This is a genomic window from Wolbachia endosymbiont of Ostrinia scapulalis, assembly GCF_023559145.1.
Classification (GTDB): domain Bacteria; phylum Pseudomonadota; class Alphaproteobacteria; order Rickettsiales; family Anaplasmataceae; genus Wolbachia.
In genome coordinates, this window is record NZ_CP096926.1 from 179,027 (window position 1) to 198,091 (window position 19,065).

Below are 19,065 nucleotides of genomic sequence, written 5' to 3' on the forward strand. Positions count from 1 at the left end.
TTACTCATTTTTTATTAACATTACTTACTCAAAGATGCTGACAACATAGTAAGGTAACCCGAGCTATTTAAAGTATGCTCCGCTCTGTTAACTATCCATTCACCATCTACCGCTTGATTAAAAGCTATAAGATTAAGTTTAGCTTCTGCAAATAACTCTGGATTACCAGGTATAGTGATATCCAATACTGCATTATTTCGCTTTAGTTGTTTTAACTTAGCATTTGCTGCACTTAGTGCTGATTCTGCATTTGAGTACATTTCTAGAATAATATAACTTGGCTCGCCGCTACCAACTGTTTCTTTAATAGTTTCACCTTTTCATAGCTATGCCACTTTGCCACTACTGAATTATACTTATCACGTACGGTAAAATGCACTTTCCAGTTAATTGTATCTTGAGGTCTAATAGTCGTTGTTCCTAAAGCTTTTCCTGTGGCTGATTTTGCCATATTCTTTGAAATAAACAATATATACCCACCAGCTAATTTTGCCATTGCTTCACGCTCTGTTGCGATCTTTGTTAACAGACTTATATCACTTTCATCTGCCTGATTAATATGGGGTATCAATACATTCTTAAATTCCTCAGCAACTTTATGTCCATATCCATGTTTTTGAGCTATTTCTTTCACTAAGTTTTCTATGGTAATTTGATGCCATTCTTTTGATACTTTTGCCTTCAAAGATATTCTTAAATTTGTTGCATGAGCTTTTATTAGTAGAGTCTTAGGTGGACCCTGTATAGTCACTTCGTTGACTGTATATATACCCATTGGAAAGATTCCAATTTCCTTATAACCTAGTGCTATGTTCAATTCATTCGGAATATCTATGTCTTCATCCCTGTAATCAACACACACTTCAACTACATCATCTATTATTCCTGATTCATCTGTAAGGTGCAATGATATAACTCTATCTTTAATTGATTCACATTTATCTATTATAAAATCTGGCTGCATTTATTCCCAGACCTTTAATTTTGACTTTTGTACTATTTTCTTAATAGTAGGAAGCTTTATCTTTAATCCTGCGGGCAAAAAGCTTCCGTATTCTGCCAAACCCAAGTTCTCTGCTAGTACTAATTCCACTACTCCATCAGTAAATCCGTAATGTTTCCAGCAAATCAGATCTAACATCTCATTTTCTTTACTCACATAGTATATAGTCATCTATAGCTTTTTAAACTCAAACTAAATTCAATTTTTCTCGGTAGTCCATTAGGTAAAAAATACATCTGCTTTTCTTCTAACCTAGTAATTACGAATTGTCCTAAAATATTACCTAAACTATCTACTAAAATATGTGGTTTTTCAGTTTCTTTCACACTCTTTAATTGATTTAGCACGTTGAGATTATGCAGATAAATCATTCCTTCTAAATCTATATTTTCTACACCTTGACCGATATTTTGTAATAGTGGCATATTTTCAATACACTCAATCGTGCTCCAACGATTTTCTCTGCTATACTTTAAACTTGTGGGAGCAAACTTATACGGACCAAGAGATAGCATCAATAAAATGTCTCTACCGTATCAAATAAAACATCACGTGACTTTTCTCTTATCCTTTTTATTACTTCATCTGCAAGACTACGAACATCTTGGTTAGGTTCTGCTTTAATGCTGATAGTGTAATTATTAGTGATGTTCTGAGTTTTATTTTGTTCTTTATTTTCAAACTTACTCCTTGCAAATATCTTATCGCTCTCTGTAAACTTTTTCTCCTCAATAAGGCTTTTGACTCTGAAGCTATTTTTATTTCTCTTTGAAAATTCTTTAATTATACTGTTACCTAGCACAGGATTTCCACTGTTGAGAATATTACTTTTTAGGGGAGTGTGCACTGCTTTTACTTCAGTTTTTCTTTTTTCAAACTCTTTCAGTGGGCTATTTCCCAATACTTTTCCAAATATACTTTCACCTATCCATGAAAAAGCTTCTTCTATGGGTTTTATTATCGATTTCCAAAAGCTAGAGAAAAAGTCTTTTACCTTTTGCCAGTTAGTTATAACAAGTGCTGCGCCAGTGACAAGTCCAGTAATTAAAAGTCCTATAGGGTTACTCATTATAGCGAGTGTTACTGCTCTTAGTCCTTTTACTACTGCAGGAAAAACTGTAGCTGATAAAAATGAAAATACTCCAAGTAGGTTTGCTTTCAGACTAAAAATCGTACTTCCTAGCAATGTAAATCCGTATCCTAGTCCCACTGCTACAACTTTTAAACTTATCAAGGCTGCTACAGTACCCATGATTGCTTTGGTTAAAGTTGGATATTTTTCTGCAAATAACGCTATGCTTCTAGTTTTTTCTTGTAAAAATTCAGCTATAGATTTTAAAGTAGGCAGCATCACTGAACCCAGGTTCATACCAACTTCAGCTATTGCGTTGCGAAGAAGTCGTAATTTACTGGCTGTGGTGTCTACACGGTTTTGAAATTCTTTCTGCAACGAGCTCTTGTACTCTTCTGTGTCAGCTAGTAACCTTATAGCATCTTCGTATTTGTTAAAACTTCCAGCTAATAATGCAATATCATCTTGATATTCCTGACCGAAAAGTTTCATAAGGATTGTAGAACGTTCCTGGTTATCCATTTTCTTTAGAGCTTGAAAAAAGTAGAGTAATGCTTCTTCGCCGTTTTCGCTTATTCTTTGTACTATTTCTTCTGCAGTTATGCCCATTTGCTCTAATGCTGCTTTAAAATCCCCTCCTTGTTCTTCAGCAGTCTGAAGTTTACTAAGTAGAGCATTTATAGCAGTTGCAGCTTTTGCTGGTTGTTTACCTAAACTAACGAAGGCATTTACTAAACTACTTGTTTCCTTGATGTCAAGACCAAATTGTTTTGCAGTACCACCAACTATTGCTAGAGCTTCAACCATATCTTTTGCTTTGGCAGCAGTGTTATCTGATAAGTGATTGATTACATTACCAACGTATTCCATTTTACTAACATCAATTCCATAAACGTTAGAGAGTTTAGCTATAGAATCACCTGCTTGCTCTGCAGACATATCAAATGCTGTAGACATTTTTGCCACTGTTTCTGTAAACATAAAAAGATCTTCTTTCTTGATACCAAGTTGACCACCACTTGCAGCTATTTGTGCCAGTTCTGCGGCTGATAATGGTATAGTACGTGACATCTCTTTTAACTTCTTTGCAAATTTAGTTGCTTCATCCGTTCCTTTTTTAAAATCTACCACTTTTGTAACATCAGCCATAGCACTTTCAAAGTCAATTGCAACTTTAACTGGAGCTGCAAGCGTTAGCCCTAGCCCAATAGTCTCTATAATTTGTGACTTAAAATGTGCTTTGCTTGCTAAAAAACTTTGGTGACTACGTATTGCAGATCCAAGCTTACCATACTTACCTTTTAATACTTCAATAGAAGAGCCAAGTTTATGTTGGTCACTTACTAAGTACTTAATATTTCTTCCACTTTTTCTTACTTCTTCATTAAATGAATGCAAAGTATCTCTCTTTTTCAAATATGCTTCTTTTGCTTTTATTGCAGAGGTTTTGGCCTTGTCAAATTCTGCTTTTAAAGTTTTGCTCGGTTTCTCTATTGCCTTCATTTGTTTAGCTAAAGATTTTACTTGATCTTCAAAGCCTTTCCATGACCTCTTGCTAGTCAAAACATCATGACCTAACTGCTTAAACTTTGATACTGATTTTAAAGATGAGTCAAGCTTTCTTATATTCTCACCAAGATGAGTAAGTTGACTGCTACTTCCTTTTATTACAGTACTGAAACTGCCATCTAAAACTGCTCCGATTTTTATAGATAATGTTGACATTGTACCTTCCTCGCTGCTTTATGCCATAAGATAAATTCATTAATCTCCATATCAAGTATTTGTTCAACCCCGCCTCCTACAACAGAGCTGAACATTAATACTTCTAATCTCAAGTTTTTTGGATAATCGGTGAAAAAAAATCCTTTAATACCTCTTGAATTTTCACATAATCAGCAATATCTAACTCTTCAATTGCTTCTTTTGCAACTGATGTCAAATTGGCAGTCAAAGTTACTTCTTTACTAAGGTCACTACCATTTAAGCGTTCAATTGCAAGATAGTCTCTAACTTTTGGACGTCTAACAGTAAGTTCTGAGACAGAAATTCCATCAACTGTTATTGGGTTATTAAGTGTTATAGCTTGCATGTTCCTCCTTAAAAAGTTAATTAAATAAAAGTCTATATCGGCTTTTACATAACTAATTTCTTTGTATGGTGCTATAAATAGGATTAGCTTTGATAAGAATCTTTTCTGTGTTCAATTGAAGTAATAACTACTGTATGTTCTGGTACATCTATATAATAAAGTATACGATAGGTACTCACCCGTAGACTACGTTGTCCACTTAAGTTATGCTTTAATGGCTTTCCAAGTCCAATTGGATCAACTGTTAGACGCTCCATTATTGCCTTCTTAATCATTAACTTTACTTTTGCTGGAAGAGCCGGAATGTCTTTCTTTATAACAGATTCTGAATAGTCTATATTGTAAGGCTTAATCCCAGAAGGCATCTTGATGTTTAACCCTCTTTTCTTTATAGCGTTCGTCAGCAATCTTAGATAATTCCATATCTTCAATTTCTTCTTCCATTAATTCAGTTAATAACTTTAAAACGGACTTGTCTTGAGATTGTGCTACACTAACAAGTAAACCAGTTAGCTGCTCTATGGAATTTGTATGAGCTTTAGAATCCATATTAACTATATACCTACAACTTCTTATATTTTAACATTTTTATGTAATTTTGTCAACCATATTAGATCCCTAGAATCGTTTGTAGCAAGGCCATTTGATCAACGCCATTTATCTTTCTAATCATATTTTCAGCATCGATCTCTATTAATTCATTACCACCTATAGTAAGTTTATAATAATGGGCAGCTACAGTACACTTCAGCGTTGCTTTCTCAGCAGGTTTCCAGTTGCCAAAGTCAAACTCTTTAAAAATGCCTCTTAAATTGATTATTACTGCTTCAATATCATTACCTTGCATTCCTCCACGGAGCGTTAAAGATACTGAGTTTCCATCTATCAAGCCAAAAAGTCTAAATAGTTCTGAATCATACTCAGCAAAAGTAAAGTCTGCTTCAAGCTTTTCCATGCCCATATCAATATTTATTGGAATATCCATACCACCAGCTCTGTACTCTTCGGTTTTTATGGTAAGCTTCGGCAAGGTTATTTCATCTATTTTTCCTGCATGACCACGACCATCTACAAATACGTTAAAATTTCTCAGTATTTTGGGTAACACTTCGCTTTCTCCTAACTTATTACACTATTATTTACAAGATGGGATCTGAATATTATTTGCTCAGCTGGATATGGCGGTGTAAACTCAAAATCAAAAGACACTTTTCCGCTTGCAATATTTGCCGGTGTATTGAGTTCGGGAGTTGCATAACATTTTCCACTGATAATTGCTCCTTGCGCTTTTAAACTTGCAAGGTAAGAATTCACCCCCTCAATCACATCATCTATATAAGTTTTTGTGATATTGCGATCAACTGCCCAGAGATGAGCTCGAAGTAGACTATCATTGATTAAATCTGCAGTCCTTCTCACTGACAGAAAAGCCCATTTTGAGTCATTTGAACATGTTCTATTTCCCCAAAGCCTATAGCCGTTTTGATGAATTATCGTTGTTACTTCATTTTCATTTAAGTGGTTTGCTCTGCAATTTGCATAACCTAAGCTAAAATCAATAGGCCTGCTTGTGCCAACAATACCATTTATCTCTTTATTTGAAGGTGAATGCCAGAAGCCTTGTTCGCTGTCTATTTTAGCTATTAAACCAGCTACAAATGGGCTTGCTGGCAAGGTTCCTTCTTTTCCTTCAATAAATACCTTAACCCAAGAGTCAACTACGTAAACTCTTGAGCTGCCTACACTTTTTCTCCATTTTATTGCTTCTTCATCATTAGTATTTGGTCCATCTGCAACAATAATTGCTCTTAATTTTTCTGCTATGGAAATTAAAGCACTCACTACTGGATTTACTCCATCTATTTCAGGTAACTGATGAGTAAACTGAGGTGCAATTAATATTCTTGGAGCAATATGAACTATGCTTTTACTACTGAGGAATGCCTCTATCCCTTGATACTCTCCAGTCTCTTTATCAACACCGCCAATTATATTTTGGATAGTTTCACTTTCTTTGAGCTTTGAATCGCTGTTTTCACTTTCTTTAACTCGAATAACTACTACTGTTGCACCAATCTGGGAAAATATTCCGTTTGTTGCAGAAGGTAAACTGCCACTCTTTCCAAGTCTTGCTGCTTCTTTTAAGCTTCCTGCAATTAACACTGGTTTATTTAGCGGAAACTTTTGCTCATCAGCTTCAGGTGCAGTACCAATTACACCTATCACTGATGATTTAGCTGTACGTACTGTCTTTGCTCCTGAGGTTACCTCAATAACATTTACTCCGTGTAAAAATTCTTCAGCCATTTCTTTGTATCTTTTGTTTAAAATCGTTTAGTAAGTTCTCTAGCTCATTTTTACTTTTGGCTTCTGCAATTTTCTTCTTGGTAATGTCTTCCAACTCTTCACATTTAATTATTTCTTTTACTGCTTTTTTTGCTTTTTCTTCAATTATTCTTGCCATTTCAATAACTGTAATACCACGGACTTTTGCTAATGGTTCTATAATTTCTGTATCCTTTTTACTTATAGACTCTGGTGCTGCTAGAATGCTTTTTGCGGCTTTTTCTTGTATTTGATACGATTTAGCTTTTTGGTGAGAATTTCCAGCGTATTCGTTAGTATAGTTATTAAAATAAAAACGCACACTATCAAGTGCAGAAAGTTTCGCATTTTCCAATAATTCCAGCTCAATATCTTCCTTATTCCTTTCAACAATTTTCTCTCCTTCTGTTAAACAATAACTTTTTTGCCAGTCAAAATTCTTTGGTGCTTCATACCAATCATTTCCAGTTGGCTTGTTTTCAAGTGTTGTTGTTTCAATCTGCTTGTGGTTTTCAAAACGTATATAAATAGTCACAAATTCCTCCTCATTGCCATATTTGATCAGTTCGTTCTAACCCTGGACATTGCCAAGCCCTGAGCGTCCTTTCCACATCTACCTCAAGCCCTGTGGTGAGAAAATTGCTACGTATGTTATAAATCCCCCACTGAATAAATTGACCATAGTTGTGTACATAATTTGATGCAAGCATACCTTGACTAACTTGTGTTCTGGAATACAGATAAGATGATGTGTAAAGTAATATTGCAACTGTTTTTCCTGCTGGAATCTCCACATTACCAGATCCGGCTAACTTGCTATCAGAACTCGTGTATTGGTAAACATTTTTCCATACTATTTTTGAAATACTTGATTTATTAGAATTAGTGTTATCAGGAGTTCCCACAAATAATCCTGCTCCCCCATACTCCGTACTCGAATACGATGATCCAACAAATTCCATTGTCTTATTTATGTTCACATTGGTTGTATTTTTTACAAATACTACTCCAAGTGCAGCATACGGGTAATAGTATATCTCATCATAACTACCCGAAAAACTTTTTGTGCATAACTCTCCGTAAATAAATGTTCCTTTACTTCCCTCTATAAAACTTAGTTGTCTTGGCCGATAAAAACTAACGTAATCTGTATTGTACGTATGGCTACCTGCTAGTAGTTGTAACATATAGTCAGTTTTTGTTATATCACTACTCCACTTTCCAAGCTCTGTCGTAAAAGTTCCGTGGCCAAAATAATTATTTTTTCTGCCAAGTACACCAAATAAGAAAGGTAATGACCCTGGTTCAACCATGTTGCGCTTTCTTATTTCATTTATAAGAGACGCTTTTAACTGTTCATCCCGAGTTTTTACCTCATTCAGGATGTTTTCAATTCGAGTTTCTATTTCCCTAATAATTGATGAGCCACTTGGCACATCCATACGCGTCAAGTTAAGGAAATAAAGGTATGAAAGAGATAGAATAATAAGGTATAAGTTCTCCCAGATATACTTTTAGTGAGAGAACCAATGAATAAAATAACTTGCTTATCAAAAAAGCTCAAAGAATTTTTTAATGAAAAAGCAGAGAAAATCTCAATTACAACAAGGTTTATAAAAAGAAAGAGAAAGCTAAAAGGTTCATCATTCGTAAAAGCCATGGTCTTGGGTAATATAGGAGTTGATAATTGTAGCGTAGAAACAATGTGTCAATTACTAAACGAGGACTCGATAGATATAACAAAACAAGGTTTGGATTTTAGATTTACTGAAGAAGCAGTGGAATTTATGAAAAGGATGTATAATGAATCTGTGATTCTCTTTAAAAATATCTTGCAAGTTGATTGCAAAATCTTACAGCAATTTAATAGTGTTAAATTATTGGACAGTAGCTATATTACTCTACCTAACAGTATGGAAGAGATGTATAAAGGTTATGGTACTAGCTACAGTGGCTATGAAAGCAATACTAAGTCTGGAATAAAGTTACAATTAGTTTTCGACTACATGAATCAGATAATAGACCAACTTAATTTAACGGAGGGGGTAAGATCAGACCAGGGATATAGGAAACATTTAAGTAATATATTAAGCAATGATTTGCTAATATCTGATCTCGGTTATTTTGTGCCAAGTTCTTTTAAACAAATCAATGAAATAGGAGCTTATTTCATAAGTCGTTATAAATCTGATACCAACATATATGATGTAGAAACAAATCAAAAAATGGAGTTATTAGAATGTTTAGAGGATAAGTTATTTTTAGAAAACGAGGTATTGTTAGGAAAAGAAGCAAAAATTAGAGTAAGAATTATATGTCAGAAACTAACTGAAGAACAGTCTATGGCCAGAAGAAGGAAAGCTAATAGATTAGCAAGATCGCAGGGATATACATCCTCTAAAAGAAATCAAAAATTGTTGAACTGGTCAATATTTATAACTAATGTTCCAGAAAATAAAATTAGTGCTGAGCAAGTATTAACGATTTACAGAGTAAGGTGGCAAATTGAGTTATTATTTAAATTGTATAAAAGCTATATCAGGCTTGATAAGCTAAAAGGAAAGCCATGCAGAGTATTATGTGAACTATATGCTAAATTGTGCGCAATTCTTATATTTCACGGCATAGTTGGTTGCACAGAAGTGAAAAAGAATACAGAACTTAGCTTAACAAAGGCATTTATTGAGCTAAAAAGGCGGGTTAGAGAGTTATTTTTAGTATTAACCAAAATTAATAGTTTAAAAGCATTTCTTAAAAAACTCACTATAACTTGGTCGCTATTTTCATTAAAAGACAAACGTAGAAGGGCTAGAGTATCCACTTTAACCTCTCTAAATTTGCTCACAATCTCTTAACTTGACGCGTATGGGCGGTTCAACAGCATGGAATAATACAGTAAGGTCTCGTTGGTATTTGACTAGACCAGATAAAGCTAATGCTTCTCCTGATGAGAGAATTTTATCGCGCAAAAAATCTAACTATTCGCAGTGCAATAACGGGCAAATGACACTTTACTGGAAAAATGGGGCATTTGTACATGACAATTCAGTTTTAAATTCAGAACCAATAATCAGAGATCAATATAGTAAAAAGTTGGATTTAGAACGGATGAGAAAACATGAGGTTATCTTGAGTTTAATTCGCAGTAGCGCATATCAAGGTAATATTTATACTGCTGGACAATTTGCAAAGCGTTTTGAAGGAGAAGAGGGTCTTGGCAGTGAGCGCAATATTAGAGAAAGAATAAATAATCTTGCAACTCTTGGACAGATTAAATTCTTTCGTAATGCTGCAGGATATGGGACCAATTCTAAATATGGATTTCTTTGTGTGCAGGATATGGAATTTAAAGTTTCAGTAGGAGATAAAGTAGAGCACAAGTTAATAAAGCCAACACATTACTATCTACAAGCAAATGGTGCGGTCTTGCCTATTAAAGATTTAGATATTTTGTGGTAATTTTTCAAAAAGTTTCTGAAAATAGCAATTACTTTTTTGTTTACAAACAGCCTATGTTTTCACTTATTCAAATTTTCAGAATGTTCAGAACATTTAAGAGGGGTAAGTGAGTTTTCTAAAAAACTTTCATACAAAATTTTCTTTACAATGAATAAAAATGACGACAAAATCATGCACAAGTTTATTTTATACTAATAGAATTAACAAAAGTACCTTTTATTCAAATTTTAAAGGGCATTACAGACGCTAAAGAGGTACAATCGATTTGTGTGTTTTGGGCAAACTCGCTTTAAAACTTAATTACAGGCTTTTTGGTGAATTAAGCAGTAGTTACCTTATTTCAAACAGAGTGGTCTAAGAGGTTTCATCAATAAAAACCATACTTGAAAGTAGCACACACTCAATTATAACTATGGGGCGTCTCTTTCTAAAATTTTACTTAAGAATTGCTAAGAATTACTACAGATGCTAATTTAACGAATTTTGTCTGTTCGATGGTAGTTATCTTCGTCTAGATCATTTAGAAAATCAAAGTGGACTTTACATCTTACTAATTATAAATTAACTTACTACCTAATCAATTCCTGAATTATGTATGAGTAAAATTTTGATAATATTAGCAGCAGGAAAGAGCAGTAGAATGAATTCTGAATATTCAAAAGCGTTGCACCAAGTGGGAAATCTTACTCTTTTAGAACATGTAATTTCTAATGCAAAATTGCTGAGTCTAAAAAGCTTATCAATTGTTGTTAACAACTCCCTTCTAAAAGATTTAGAAAAGTTTGATACCCTAAAAAGTATAATCGATCAATACAATATAAAACTAATAATTCAAGAAGATATTACAGGTACTGGCACTGCAGTTAAAATTGCTCTAGAAAATCTGGAGGACTTATCTGATCAAGACATAGTTTTAATACAGTATGGAGACACTCCCTTTATATCTAGTGATACAGTTATGAAAATGACTGATTGTTTAAAGTATAATAATTTAGTTCTTCTTGGATTCAATAGTCAAGATGAACAATATGGAAGATTAGTAATTGATAATTACGGAAATGTTCAAAAAATCCTAAAAAATGGAGATAAAATGCTTCTTGCAAACTCTGGAATAATAGTTTCATATGCTAAAGATCTTTTTACCTTAGTAAAAGAAATAAAATTTAATAATTCGACCAATGAATATTGTCTTAATGATATAGTGCCCATTGCAGCAACCAATAACTTGAGTGTAGGTTATGTAGTTTCTGATGAAAGAGAAGCAATGGGAGTAAATAATAAGGAGGATTTGATTAAAGCCGAACACTATTTTCAAGAAAGAAGGCAGCCAACTTTTCTTTCATAACTACATTTTTTTATTCATTAATTTAAGTTGACATTTGTTTTATACTGGTTTTATAATACCCTTTAATTCTTACTTGTAAGATAATTGGTATGACAAATTTTCCTAGTTGTAGTAGAGGGTATACATGGGGATATTAATAACAGGTGCCGCAGGTTTGATAGGGTCAACCTTGGTGAAAAAGTTAGAAAACCAAGGCCATGAAGTAATAAGCTGCGATATTAGGTTTCGCGATAATCCACTCAGTTTTTTTTCAGAAGATATAGTACCACTACTTGCTCAGTGTACAGGAATCATTCATCTGGCTGCAATTTCTAGAGTTATACATGGTGAACTTTATCCTACACTGTGTCAAAAAATTAATGTTGATGGTACAATGCGGTTTTTAGGGTTATGTAAGTCACTTCCAAATAAACCATGGTTTATATATGCAAGTAGTAGGGAAGTCTATGGAGAGCAGAAGGAACTGCCAGTTACAGAATCTGCTAGTATCGATCCAATAAATAATTATGCAAAAGGTAAAGCATTTATTGAGGAACAAATAACAAGTTCAAAAGATTTTAATGTAGCAATATTACGCTTTTCAAATGTATACGGTGGTTTACTAGATCATAACAGTAGAGTAATTCCTGCACTCTGTATTAATGCATTAAGAGGTGATCCAATTAAAATAGAAGGTAAAGAATGTGTTTTTGATTTTACCTATTTGGATGATGTTATAGAGGGTATATGCTTAACTGTTAAATATTTACAAAGCGAAAAATCTTCTCTTCCTGCTATTCATCTTACTACTAATAGCCCATGTACTTTAGAAAACTTAGCAAAAACAATATTAAAAGTCACGAAAAGTGATTCTAGAATTGATTTTTATCCTCCAAGAAATTTTGATGTAACTAAGTTCCATGGTGATTTTACTAGAGCTAAAGAGCTACTTGGTTGGTCTCCAAAACATTCATTAGAAGTAGGATTAAGTAAATTTATAAAAAGTCTACAAAACAATACACAAGAATATCCTAACAATATAGATATGGTAATATATGAAAATATTAAAAGCTATTCATGGTTACCCTCCTTATTATAGTGCTGGTTCAGAGGTTTATAGCCAAACTCTTGCTCATGAACTAGCAAATAACAATGAGGTACAAGTATTTACTAGGTATGAAAATAGCTTTTTACCTGATTTTTATTACACTACAGTACTAGATCGTAGTGATTCCAGAATCCTACTGCATTTAATTAATATACCCATAGCTAAATACCGTTACAAATTTATTAATGAAGAAGTAGATATACAATTTAAAAGAGTAATAGATAACTTTCAGCCAGATCTTATACATTTTGGTCATCTTAATCATCTATCAATTACTTTACCAGAAATTGCTTTTAAAGAAAATATACCTACAATTTTTACGCTACATGACTTTTGGTTAATGTGTCCAAGAGGAAGGTTTATTCAACGCAATTCTGAAGATTTGTTACGGCTTTGTGATGGACAAAAGGATCAAAAATGTGCAACCCAATGTTACAAAGGATATTTTACAGGAGATGAAGAATTCCTGAATTTAGACATAAATTATTGGGAACAATGGGTTGCAACTAGAATGAAGCACACAAGGAAAATAATAGACTATATAGATTACTTTATTTCCCCATCGAAATTCTTGATGGACAAATTTACTCAGGATTTTAATGTTCCGATAAACAAAATTTCTTATCTTGATTATGGTTTTGATCTCAATCGTCTTAAGAATAGAAATAGAGTACAAGAAAAAGAGTTTATTTTCGGTTATATTGGTACTCATACTCCCGAAAAAGGTGTTAATCTATTATTGAAAGCTTTTTCTCACTTATCATCTAAAGCAAAACTTAGAATTTGGGGAGCAGCAAGAGAAGAAACTAAAGCTTTAAAAGCGATTGCCGATCAGTTTTCACCTGTTGTTAAAGAAAGAATAGAGTGGATGGGAAGTTATGATAATAAGAATATAGTTACTGACGTATTTAATAAAGTTGATGCAATAGTCGTTCCTTCAATTTGGGGTGAAAATTCACCGTTAGTAATACATGAAGCACAGCAACTTAGAATACCAGTTATAACAGCCGATTATGGTGGTATGGCAGAATATGTAAGAGATGGACTATTATTTAAGCACAGAGATGCAAGTAGTTTATCAGAAAAAATGCAAATCCTATCTACAGATCAGGGGTTATATAGTAAACTTACCCAAAAAGGCTATCCTTATACTGAAAATGGAAATATACCTTCTATAGGTGAGCATACTGAGAAACTTAACAAGATTTACCGTAATGCTATTGAAAAGAAAGGCAAATCAGTAGCTGTTAAACCTGGTCCTTGGAGAATTACTTTTGATACTAATCCAGATTACTGCAATTTTGCTTGTATAATGTGCGAATGTTTTTCACCATACAGCAAAGTTAAAGAAGAAAAGAAAGCTAAAGGAATAAAACCTAAGATACTGTCGATAGAAACTATCAGAAAAGTAATTAAGGAAGCAGCTGGCACACCTTTAAGGGAAATCATTCCTTCTACTATGGGTGAGCCTTTAATGTATAAAAGCTTTGATGAAATAATCAATTTGTGCCATGAGTTCGGTCTTAAGCTTAACCTCACAACCAATGGTTCTTTTCCCATTAAAGGAGCTAGAAAATGGGCTGAACTATTGGTACCAATTTTATCTGATGTTAAGATTTCCTGGAATGGGGCAACTAAAGAAACTCATGAAAGAATCATGAAAGGTTCAAAATGGGAAGTAGTGACAGAAAATTTAAAAACTTTCCTTGAAGTTAGAGATAAATACTTTAGCGATACAGGTGAAAGGTGTACCGTTACTTTACAATTAACATTTTTGGAAAGTAATTTACATGAACTCTATGACATAGTTAAGATGGCCATAAAAAACGGCATAGATAGAGTTAAAGGACATCATCTTTGGGCACATTTTGAGGAAATTAAGGATCTATCTATGAGAAGAGATGAGTTAGCAATTAGTAGATGGAACACGGAGGTGAGAAGGTTATACGAACTTAGAGATAATATTCTATTGCCAAATGGTAAAAAGATAAAATTAGAAAATTTCACAATCCTTTCTCAAGAAGGTATTAAGGATTTGGCTCCAGGTGGTCAATGCCCATTTTTAGGTAAAGAAGCATGGATAAACAATAAAGGAAAGTTTAGTCCTTGCTGTGCTCCAGATGAACTCCGTAAGACATTAGGAAATTTTGGTAATGTTAATGAGATTAAACTCGAGGAAATATGGCAGAGTAGTGAGTACCTAAGCTTACAAAAGAATTATTTAAATTATAAATTATGCAAAACATGCAACATGAGAAAACCTTTGATCAATTAATCAAAGATAATCTTAAATCTATTAAAATTTCACCGTGTGAGAGGTTTCACGAGTTGCTAGGAAATCCTTTGTATGAAAATAGGTTTATAAAGGTTGGTAAATTTCATGAGCCTGGTCTTGCACCGGTTTATGATCAGACAGGTGCTTATCATATCAATGTAAGAGGAGAAGCAGTTTATCATAATAGATTTCTGAAAACTTTTGGATTCTACTTTAATAGAGCAGCCGTAGAAGATGATACAGGGTGTTACCATATTGATCCATCTGGATGTAGAGTATACAAACAGTCTTATCAATGGATTGGAAATTATCAGGAAGATGCTTGTGTAGTTAGAAGACATGATAAATGTTTTCATATTAATTTAAATGGCAACAGAATTTATCAGGAGGAATATGATTATGTTGGAGATTTTAAGGATGGTATCGCTGTAGTCTACAAGGATAGTAAAGCTACACATATTAATCATCATGGAAAGTTAGTACATAATAAATGGTATAAAAAACTTAATGTTTTTCATAAAGGGTATTCTATTGCAGAAGATCAACATGGTTGGTTTCATATAGATATTAATGGTGATCCTATTTACCAGCAGAGATTTAAAATGGTAGAAGCATTTTATAATGGGATGGCAAAAGTTGAAACTTTTGAAGGTGTGTTAGAACAAATCGATATTACCGGAAATGTAAAGTTTAGTATTTTTGATTTAGGTAAAGAATCTCAAGTGCATAGGATTTCTGCAGAACTTTCAGCCTTTTGGAAAACTTACCTAACAAGCGTTGCTATTGAACTTGATTTGTTAAATATTTTACCTACAACTATGCCAGTTTTATCTAAAAAGTTAAACATTATCGTACCAAATCTAGAAAGGCTGTTAAGGGCGTTGTGGGAAATAGGGTTTATTGATTACGATAAGGACAAGGACTTATGGCAACTATCATCAAAAGGTAAGTGTTTTAAGGAAATACCATTTTTGCCAAAAGCAGCAACGATGTGGGCAAGAGTTGCCGCTGAAAAGAATTGGTTAAAGATTGCCGATATACTAAAACAGAAGTCCATCTCTTCATTTGAATCTTTTAAGGAAAGAGAAGCATCAGAAGATAAGAAAATAGCGTTTTACCAAGCATTGCTAGGATATTCTAGGTTTGATACTAAAGAGTTTAATTCTAGGATTAATATAGATGGTGCTAAGAATATATTTCTATTTGGTGTACACTCTTTATTTCTTGCTTATTCTGATATACACAATAAAGGTTCTATAGGCCTATATAACGAACATAAAGTACCAAGACAGTTAGTAGAAAATTTAAAAGTCAAACTTATAACTCAGGAAGAACTATCAGTTACAAATTATGAATTAGGTGTCTTTTGCCGCTTTCTGCAGCATTATGATGATGATAAAGTATTATCTTATTTAAAATTGGTCAAAGGAATATCTCGTATTTTATTGATAGAAACTATTTTAGATTACCGCTCTCCAACTGGAGGCTCTGTAGATATTAATGTAATGGTTGAAACAGGAGGTAAACTAAGAACATTAAGCGATTGGGAAAAAATATTAAAACAAGTAAAAGGATTCAAAATTTTTGCTGTTGTGCCTTTAACAGATTACTTATCAGTCATTGATGTCAGGTATTAATCATATGGAAATACTACAAAAAAATGGTTTTTTTATTATCAAAAATCTGGTTCCTTTAAAGCTAATAACTCAGTCTTTAAGTGATATAACAAATAAGATATCAGAGCTATCCCAAGAACTAAGTGTTTCAACTTCTGACTACTTAAACTGTACCGGCAGATGGGGCACGTCATCTCAAGTAACTAGAATTATCTCTCAAGCATTAGATGAAATTATTAAAAATTACCTTGAAAAGTCACTTCAGTGTCAGATACTGCAGAAAAAATCAAATGTTATATGTAAAACTGCTGATTTAATAGATGCAGTTCCCTTCCACCAAGACATCTCCTATAGTTTCAATGATCCTTACCACTTTTCTGTTTGGTTAGCTTTGAATAATGTAAGTGAAACTTCAGGTGCACTGCAAATTATAGAAAACAGTCATAAATGGGAAATACAGCCTTTAGTTGATTTTTGGTACCCATATTTTTTTGATCAGTACTCAAATAATCGGGAAAATTACAAAATCAAGTCATTACCTATTTCAGCAGGAGATGCAATAGTTTTTGATTCACGGTTATGGCATGGTAGTGATAAGAATACAGATGCTAAAGATAGATTTGCTTATGTAACAAGGTGGATTATAAAAGATCAAGATCTTCCCTATGTGCCAAAACCTCAGCCTTCAGTTTTTGGTATACTCAATTGTGGTGAGTTAACAGAATCTGTACTGAGAGAATGCTTGTCATTGTTTGGCTACCAGGAAAGTGTAAAAGCAAAAAACATGGAAGAACTTATCAAGAGCTGGTTAGCCTTTATTACAGACACAACTACAAATATTTCTGAGATCGACACTACTGAGGCTAAGCGAGATTTATATAAGCTACTTATTCTGAATCGAGCATCAGCACTACATGATGCTGGAGACATCTCAGGAAAAATATACAAAAATTTATGGTTTTCACTACTTGTATTTCTCAATAAAAAAGTCAACGTAGTGGAGCTAGCATTATAAATGAACAGAAGTAGAGTTGATAGCTTCAAATGTGTATTGATGTTCATCTTGAATATAGTATCTAAATTCAAACTTAATGTACTTATAATGTCTTTAGTTGCCCTGGTGGTAGCTGTTGATTTGTCTTTTAGAAAGTATTTAGTAAAAAATATTCTAGATACAGCTGTAAAATATCAGGAAGGTAATGTAATTGAGAATCTTTTATTACCTGTAAGCGCTTATCTTGGTATGGCATTACTTATCACTACTGCTTTTAGATTCTATGGCTATTTTGTTGACATTCGAATGTTTACCTTAATGCGTCAAAAGATAGCTGATATATCTTTTTGTAGACTACTCCAACAAGACCATTCCTATTATCAGAACAATTTATCTGGAAGCTTAGTACATAAGGTCAGTAGCTTAATGGATAGTGTGATAGAGTTAATAAGATTGCTTATAGATTGTTTTTTCGGTTACAGCATAGCATTAGTCTTAGCTATTTATACCTTATCATTAGTAAACATAAAATTTGCAATCGCTACATTCACTTGGGTAAGCATTTTTATTTTAGTATCGATTTTCAGCTTTCGTGTACTTACTGAACTAGCTGATAATTACTCTAAACAAAATTCACAAGTAATAGCTAGTATAGCAGATAGTATTTTAAATGTTATATCAGTAAGGCTATTTTCTCAGCAAGCACATGAGAGACACAAATTTTTTCAAATATGCAAGAAAAGAACTATTGCAGAGAGAAAATTACAATGGGCATACTTTTGTCTTTGGTTTATATATGGCTATTCATTTGATATACTCCAAGCAGTAAACTTGTACTTTTTAATTTATGACTATCAATTGAACAAGATCGCAATAGGAGATATAGCTCTTGTACTTGGAATTAATATATCGATTATAGAGTTTCTTAACCATCTAACTAGGAATCTTACCCAATTTTCTACTCATTTCGGCAAAGTTTCAGATGCATTGCCAATCTTAACTACCGTACCAGAAATTCAAGATAAGAAAAATGCTAAAGAATTAAATTTATTAAGTGGAAAAATAACGTTTAATAATGTTTCTTTTTCTTATGAAGGTCAGGAGTCATTATTTCAAGATTTCTCAGTTACCATTAATCCTTGCGAAAAAGTAGGTCTAGTTGGTTGTTCTGGAGGTGGTAAATCTACTTTTATAAACTTAATCCTAAGGCTATTTGATGTTAAAAAAGGTAGTATACAGATTGATAATCAAATAGTATCAGAAGTTACACAGAGTTCTTTGAGGCAACAAATATCTGTAATACCTCAAGACCCATTGTTATTTCATGATACTATTTTAGCAAACATCATATATGGTAGACTTCAATCTACTATCGAAGAAATAATGAGAGCTGCAAAGCTGGCTGGTATTCACGATTTCATTATGACTCTACCAGATCAATATGGAACTACAGTCGGAGAAAAAGGCATCAAGCTATCTGGAGGAGAAAGACAAAGAATAATAATAGCCAGGGCATTTTTAAAAAACGCTCCAATATTATTTCTCGATGAACCAACTAGTCAGTTAGATTCTATAACAGAAAAAACAATTCAAATGAGTTTATTCAAATTGATGAAAAATAAAACTACGATTACTATAGCACACCGTATTTCTACACTTTTACACATGGACCGAATTCTAGTATTTAACAAAGGAAAAATTGTCCAAGATGGTAAACACGCTGAATTAGTTTCTAAGCAAGGTCTTTACAAGGAACTTTGGAATGCTCAAATTGGTTGTTTGAATGGCAAAAAATAA

The 19,065-nt window shown here is 33.2% G+C and carries 17 protein-coding genes and 2 pseudogenes; 8 read left to right on the forward strand and 11 right to left on the reverse strand.

Features of this window, described 5'->3' with window-relative positions; all coding sequences use genetic code 11:
• Window positions 1-20: 20 nt before the first annotated feature.
• The 11 genes and pseudogenes from M1L26_RS00970 to M1L26_RS01020 all read right to left on the reverse strand — a co-directional run.
• A pseudogene (locus M1L26_RS00970) lies at window positions 21-964 on the reverse strand (phage tail protein).
• Entirely contained in the window at window positions 965-1,174 is a 210-nt protein-coding gene (locus M1L26_RS00975; RefSeq protein WP_010081876.1) for a tail protein X, read from the reverse strand. It abuts the pseudogene before it with no gap.
• Entirely contained in the window at window positions 1,171-1,518 is a 348-nt protein-coding gene (locus M1L26_RS00980; protein ID WP_022626303.1) for a phage tail protein, read from the reverse strand. The genes M1L26_RS00975 and M1L26_RS00980 overlap by 4 nt, the downstream gene beginning before the upstream one ends.
• Window positions 1,518-3,800: a phage tail tape measure protein gene (locus tag M1L26_RS00985; RefSeq protein ID WP_250120244.1), complete on the reverse strand. Its 2,283-nt coding sequence runs from the start codon at window positions 3,798-3,800 to the stop codon at window positions 1,518-1,520. The genes M1L26_RS00980 and M1L26_RS00985 overlap by 1 nt, the downstream gene beginning before the upstream one ends.
• A gap of 109 nt (window positions 3,801-3,909) precedes the next feature.
• On the reverse strand, window positions 3,910-4,167 hold the full coding sequence (locus M1L26_RS00990) for a phage tail assembly protein (protein WP_010405430.1): 258 nt from the start codon (window positions 4,165-4,167) through the stop codon (window positions 3,910-3,912).
• An 83-nt stretch (window positions 4,168-4,250) separates the two neighbouring features.
• A complete protein-coding gene (locus tag M1L26_RS00995) occupies window positions 4,251-4,532 on the reverse strand; it encodes a type II toxin-antitoxin system RelE family toxin (protein WP_010082215.1) in 282 nt (93 codons plus the stop codon).
• A complete protein-coding gene (locus M1L26_RS01000; RefSeq protein WP_007303020.1) occupies window positions 4,516-4,716 on the reverse strand; it encodes a hypothetical protein in 201 nt (66 codons plus the stop codon). The genes M1L26_RS00995 and M1L26_RS01000 overlap by 17 nt, the downstream gene beginning before the upstream one ends.
• A gap of 61 nt (window positions 4,717-4,777) precedes the next feature.
• Window positions 4,778-5,275 (reverse strand): phage major tail tube protein, encoded by a 498-nt coding sequence (locus M1L26_RS01005; RefSeq protein WP_250120245.1) that lies wholly within the window; start codon window positions 5,273-5,275, stop codon window positions 4,778-4,780.
• Between the two features lie 11 nt (window positions 5,276-5,286).
• The gene (locus tag M1L26_RS01010; RefSeq protein WP_250120246.1) at window positions 5,287-6,474 is read right to left on the reverse strand and encodes a phage tail sheath subtilisin-like domain-containing protein; all 1,188 of its coding nucleotides are present in this window, start codon (window positions 6,472-6,474) and stop codon (window positions 5,287-5,289) included.
• Entirely contained in the window at window positions 6,467-7,027 is a 561-nt protein-coding gene (locus M1L26_RS01015) for a hypothetical protein (protein WP_019236467.1), read from the reverse strand. The genes M1L26_RS01010 and M1L26_RS01015 overlap by 8 nt, the downstream gene beginning before the upstream one ends.
• Before the next feature lie 10 nt (window positions 7,028-7,037).
• A pseudogene (locus M1L26_RS01020) lies at window positions 7,038-7,931 on the reverse strand (hypothetical protein); the annotation flags it as partial.
• 90 nt (window positions 7,932-8,021) lie between these two features.
• On the opposite strand from M1L26_RS01020, the gene M1L26_RS01025 reads away from it, so the two are divergent.
• From M1L26_RS01025 to M1L26_RS01060, 8 genes are all read left to right on the forward strand, one after another.
• Window positions 8,022-9,347 (forward strand): IS4 family transposase, encoded by a 1,326-nt coding sequence (locus tag M1L26_RS01025; RefSeq protein WP_250120086.1) that lies wholly within the window; start codon window positions 8,022-8,024, stop codon window positions 9,345-9,347.
• Window positions 9,348-9,357: 10 nt separating this feature from the next.
• Entirely contained in the window at window positions 9,358-9,951 is a 594-nt protein-coding gene (locus M1L26_RS01030) for a hypothetical protein (protein WP_250120247.1), read from the forward strand.
• A 595-nt stretch (window positions 9,952-10,546) separates the two neighbouring features.
• Window positions 10,547-11,296 carry an NTP transferase domain-containing protein gene (locus M1L26_RS01035; protein ID WP_250120248.1) on the forward strand — a complete coding sequence of 250 codons (750 nt, stop codon included), beginning with the start codon at window positions 10,547-10,549 and terminating at the stop codon, window positions 11,294-11,296.
• 124 nt (window positions 11,297-11,420) lie between these two features.
• Entirely contained in the window at window positions 11,421-12,374 is a 954-nt protein-coding gene (locus tag M1L26_RS01040) for an NAD-dependent epimerase/dehydratase family protein (protein WP_211908264.1), read from the forward strand.
• Window positions 12,331-14,658: a glycosyltransferase gene (locus M1L26_RS01045; RefSeq protein WP_250120249.1), complete on the forward strand. Its 2,328-nt coding sequence runs from the start codon at window positions 12,331-12,333 to the stop codon at window positions 14,656-14,658. The genes M1L26_RS01040 and M1L26_RS01045 overlap by 44 nt, the downstream gene beginning before the upstream one ends.
• Window positions 14,619-16,295 (forward strand): WG repeat-containing protein, encoded by a 1,677-nt coding sequence (locus M1L26_RS01050; protein ID WP_250120250.1) that lies wholly within the window; start codon window positions 14,619-14,621, stop codon window positions 16,293-16,295. The genes M1L26_RS01045 and M1L26_RS01050 overlap by 40 nt, the downstream gene beginning before the upstream one ends.
• A 4-nt stretch (window positions 16,296-16,299) precedes the next feature.
• Complete coding sequence (locus M1L26_RS01055) at window positions 16,300-17,289, forward strand: phytanoyl-CoA dioxygenase family protein (RefSeq protein ID WP_155969548.1); 990 nt, start codon at window positions 16,300-16,302, stop codon at window positions 17,287-17,289.
• The gene (locus M1L26_RS01060) at window positions 17,290-19,065 is read left to right on the forward strand and encodes an ABC transporter ATP-binding protein (RefSeq protein ID WP_250120251.1); all 1,776 of its coding nucleotides are present in this window, start codon (window positions 17,290-17,292) and stop codon (window positions 19,063-19,065) included. It begins immediately after the preceding gene.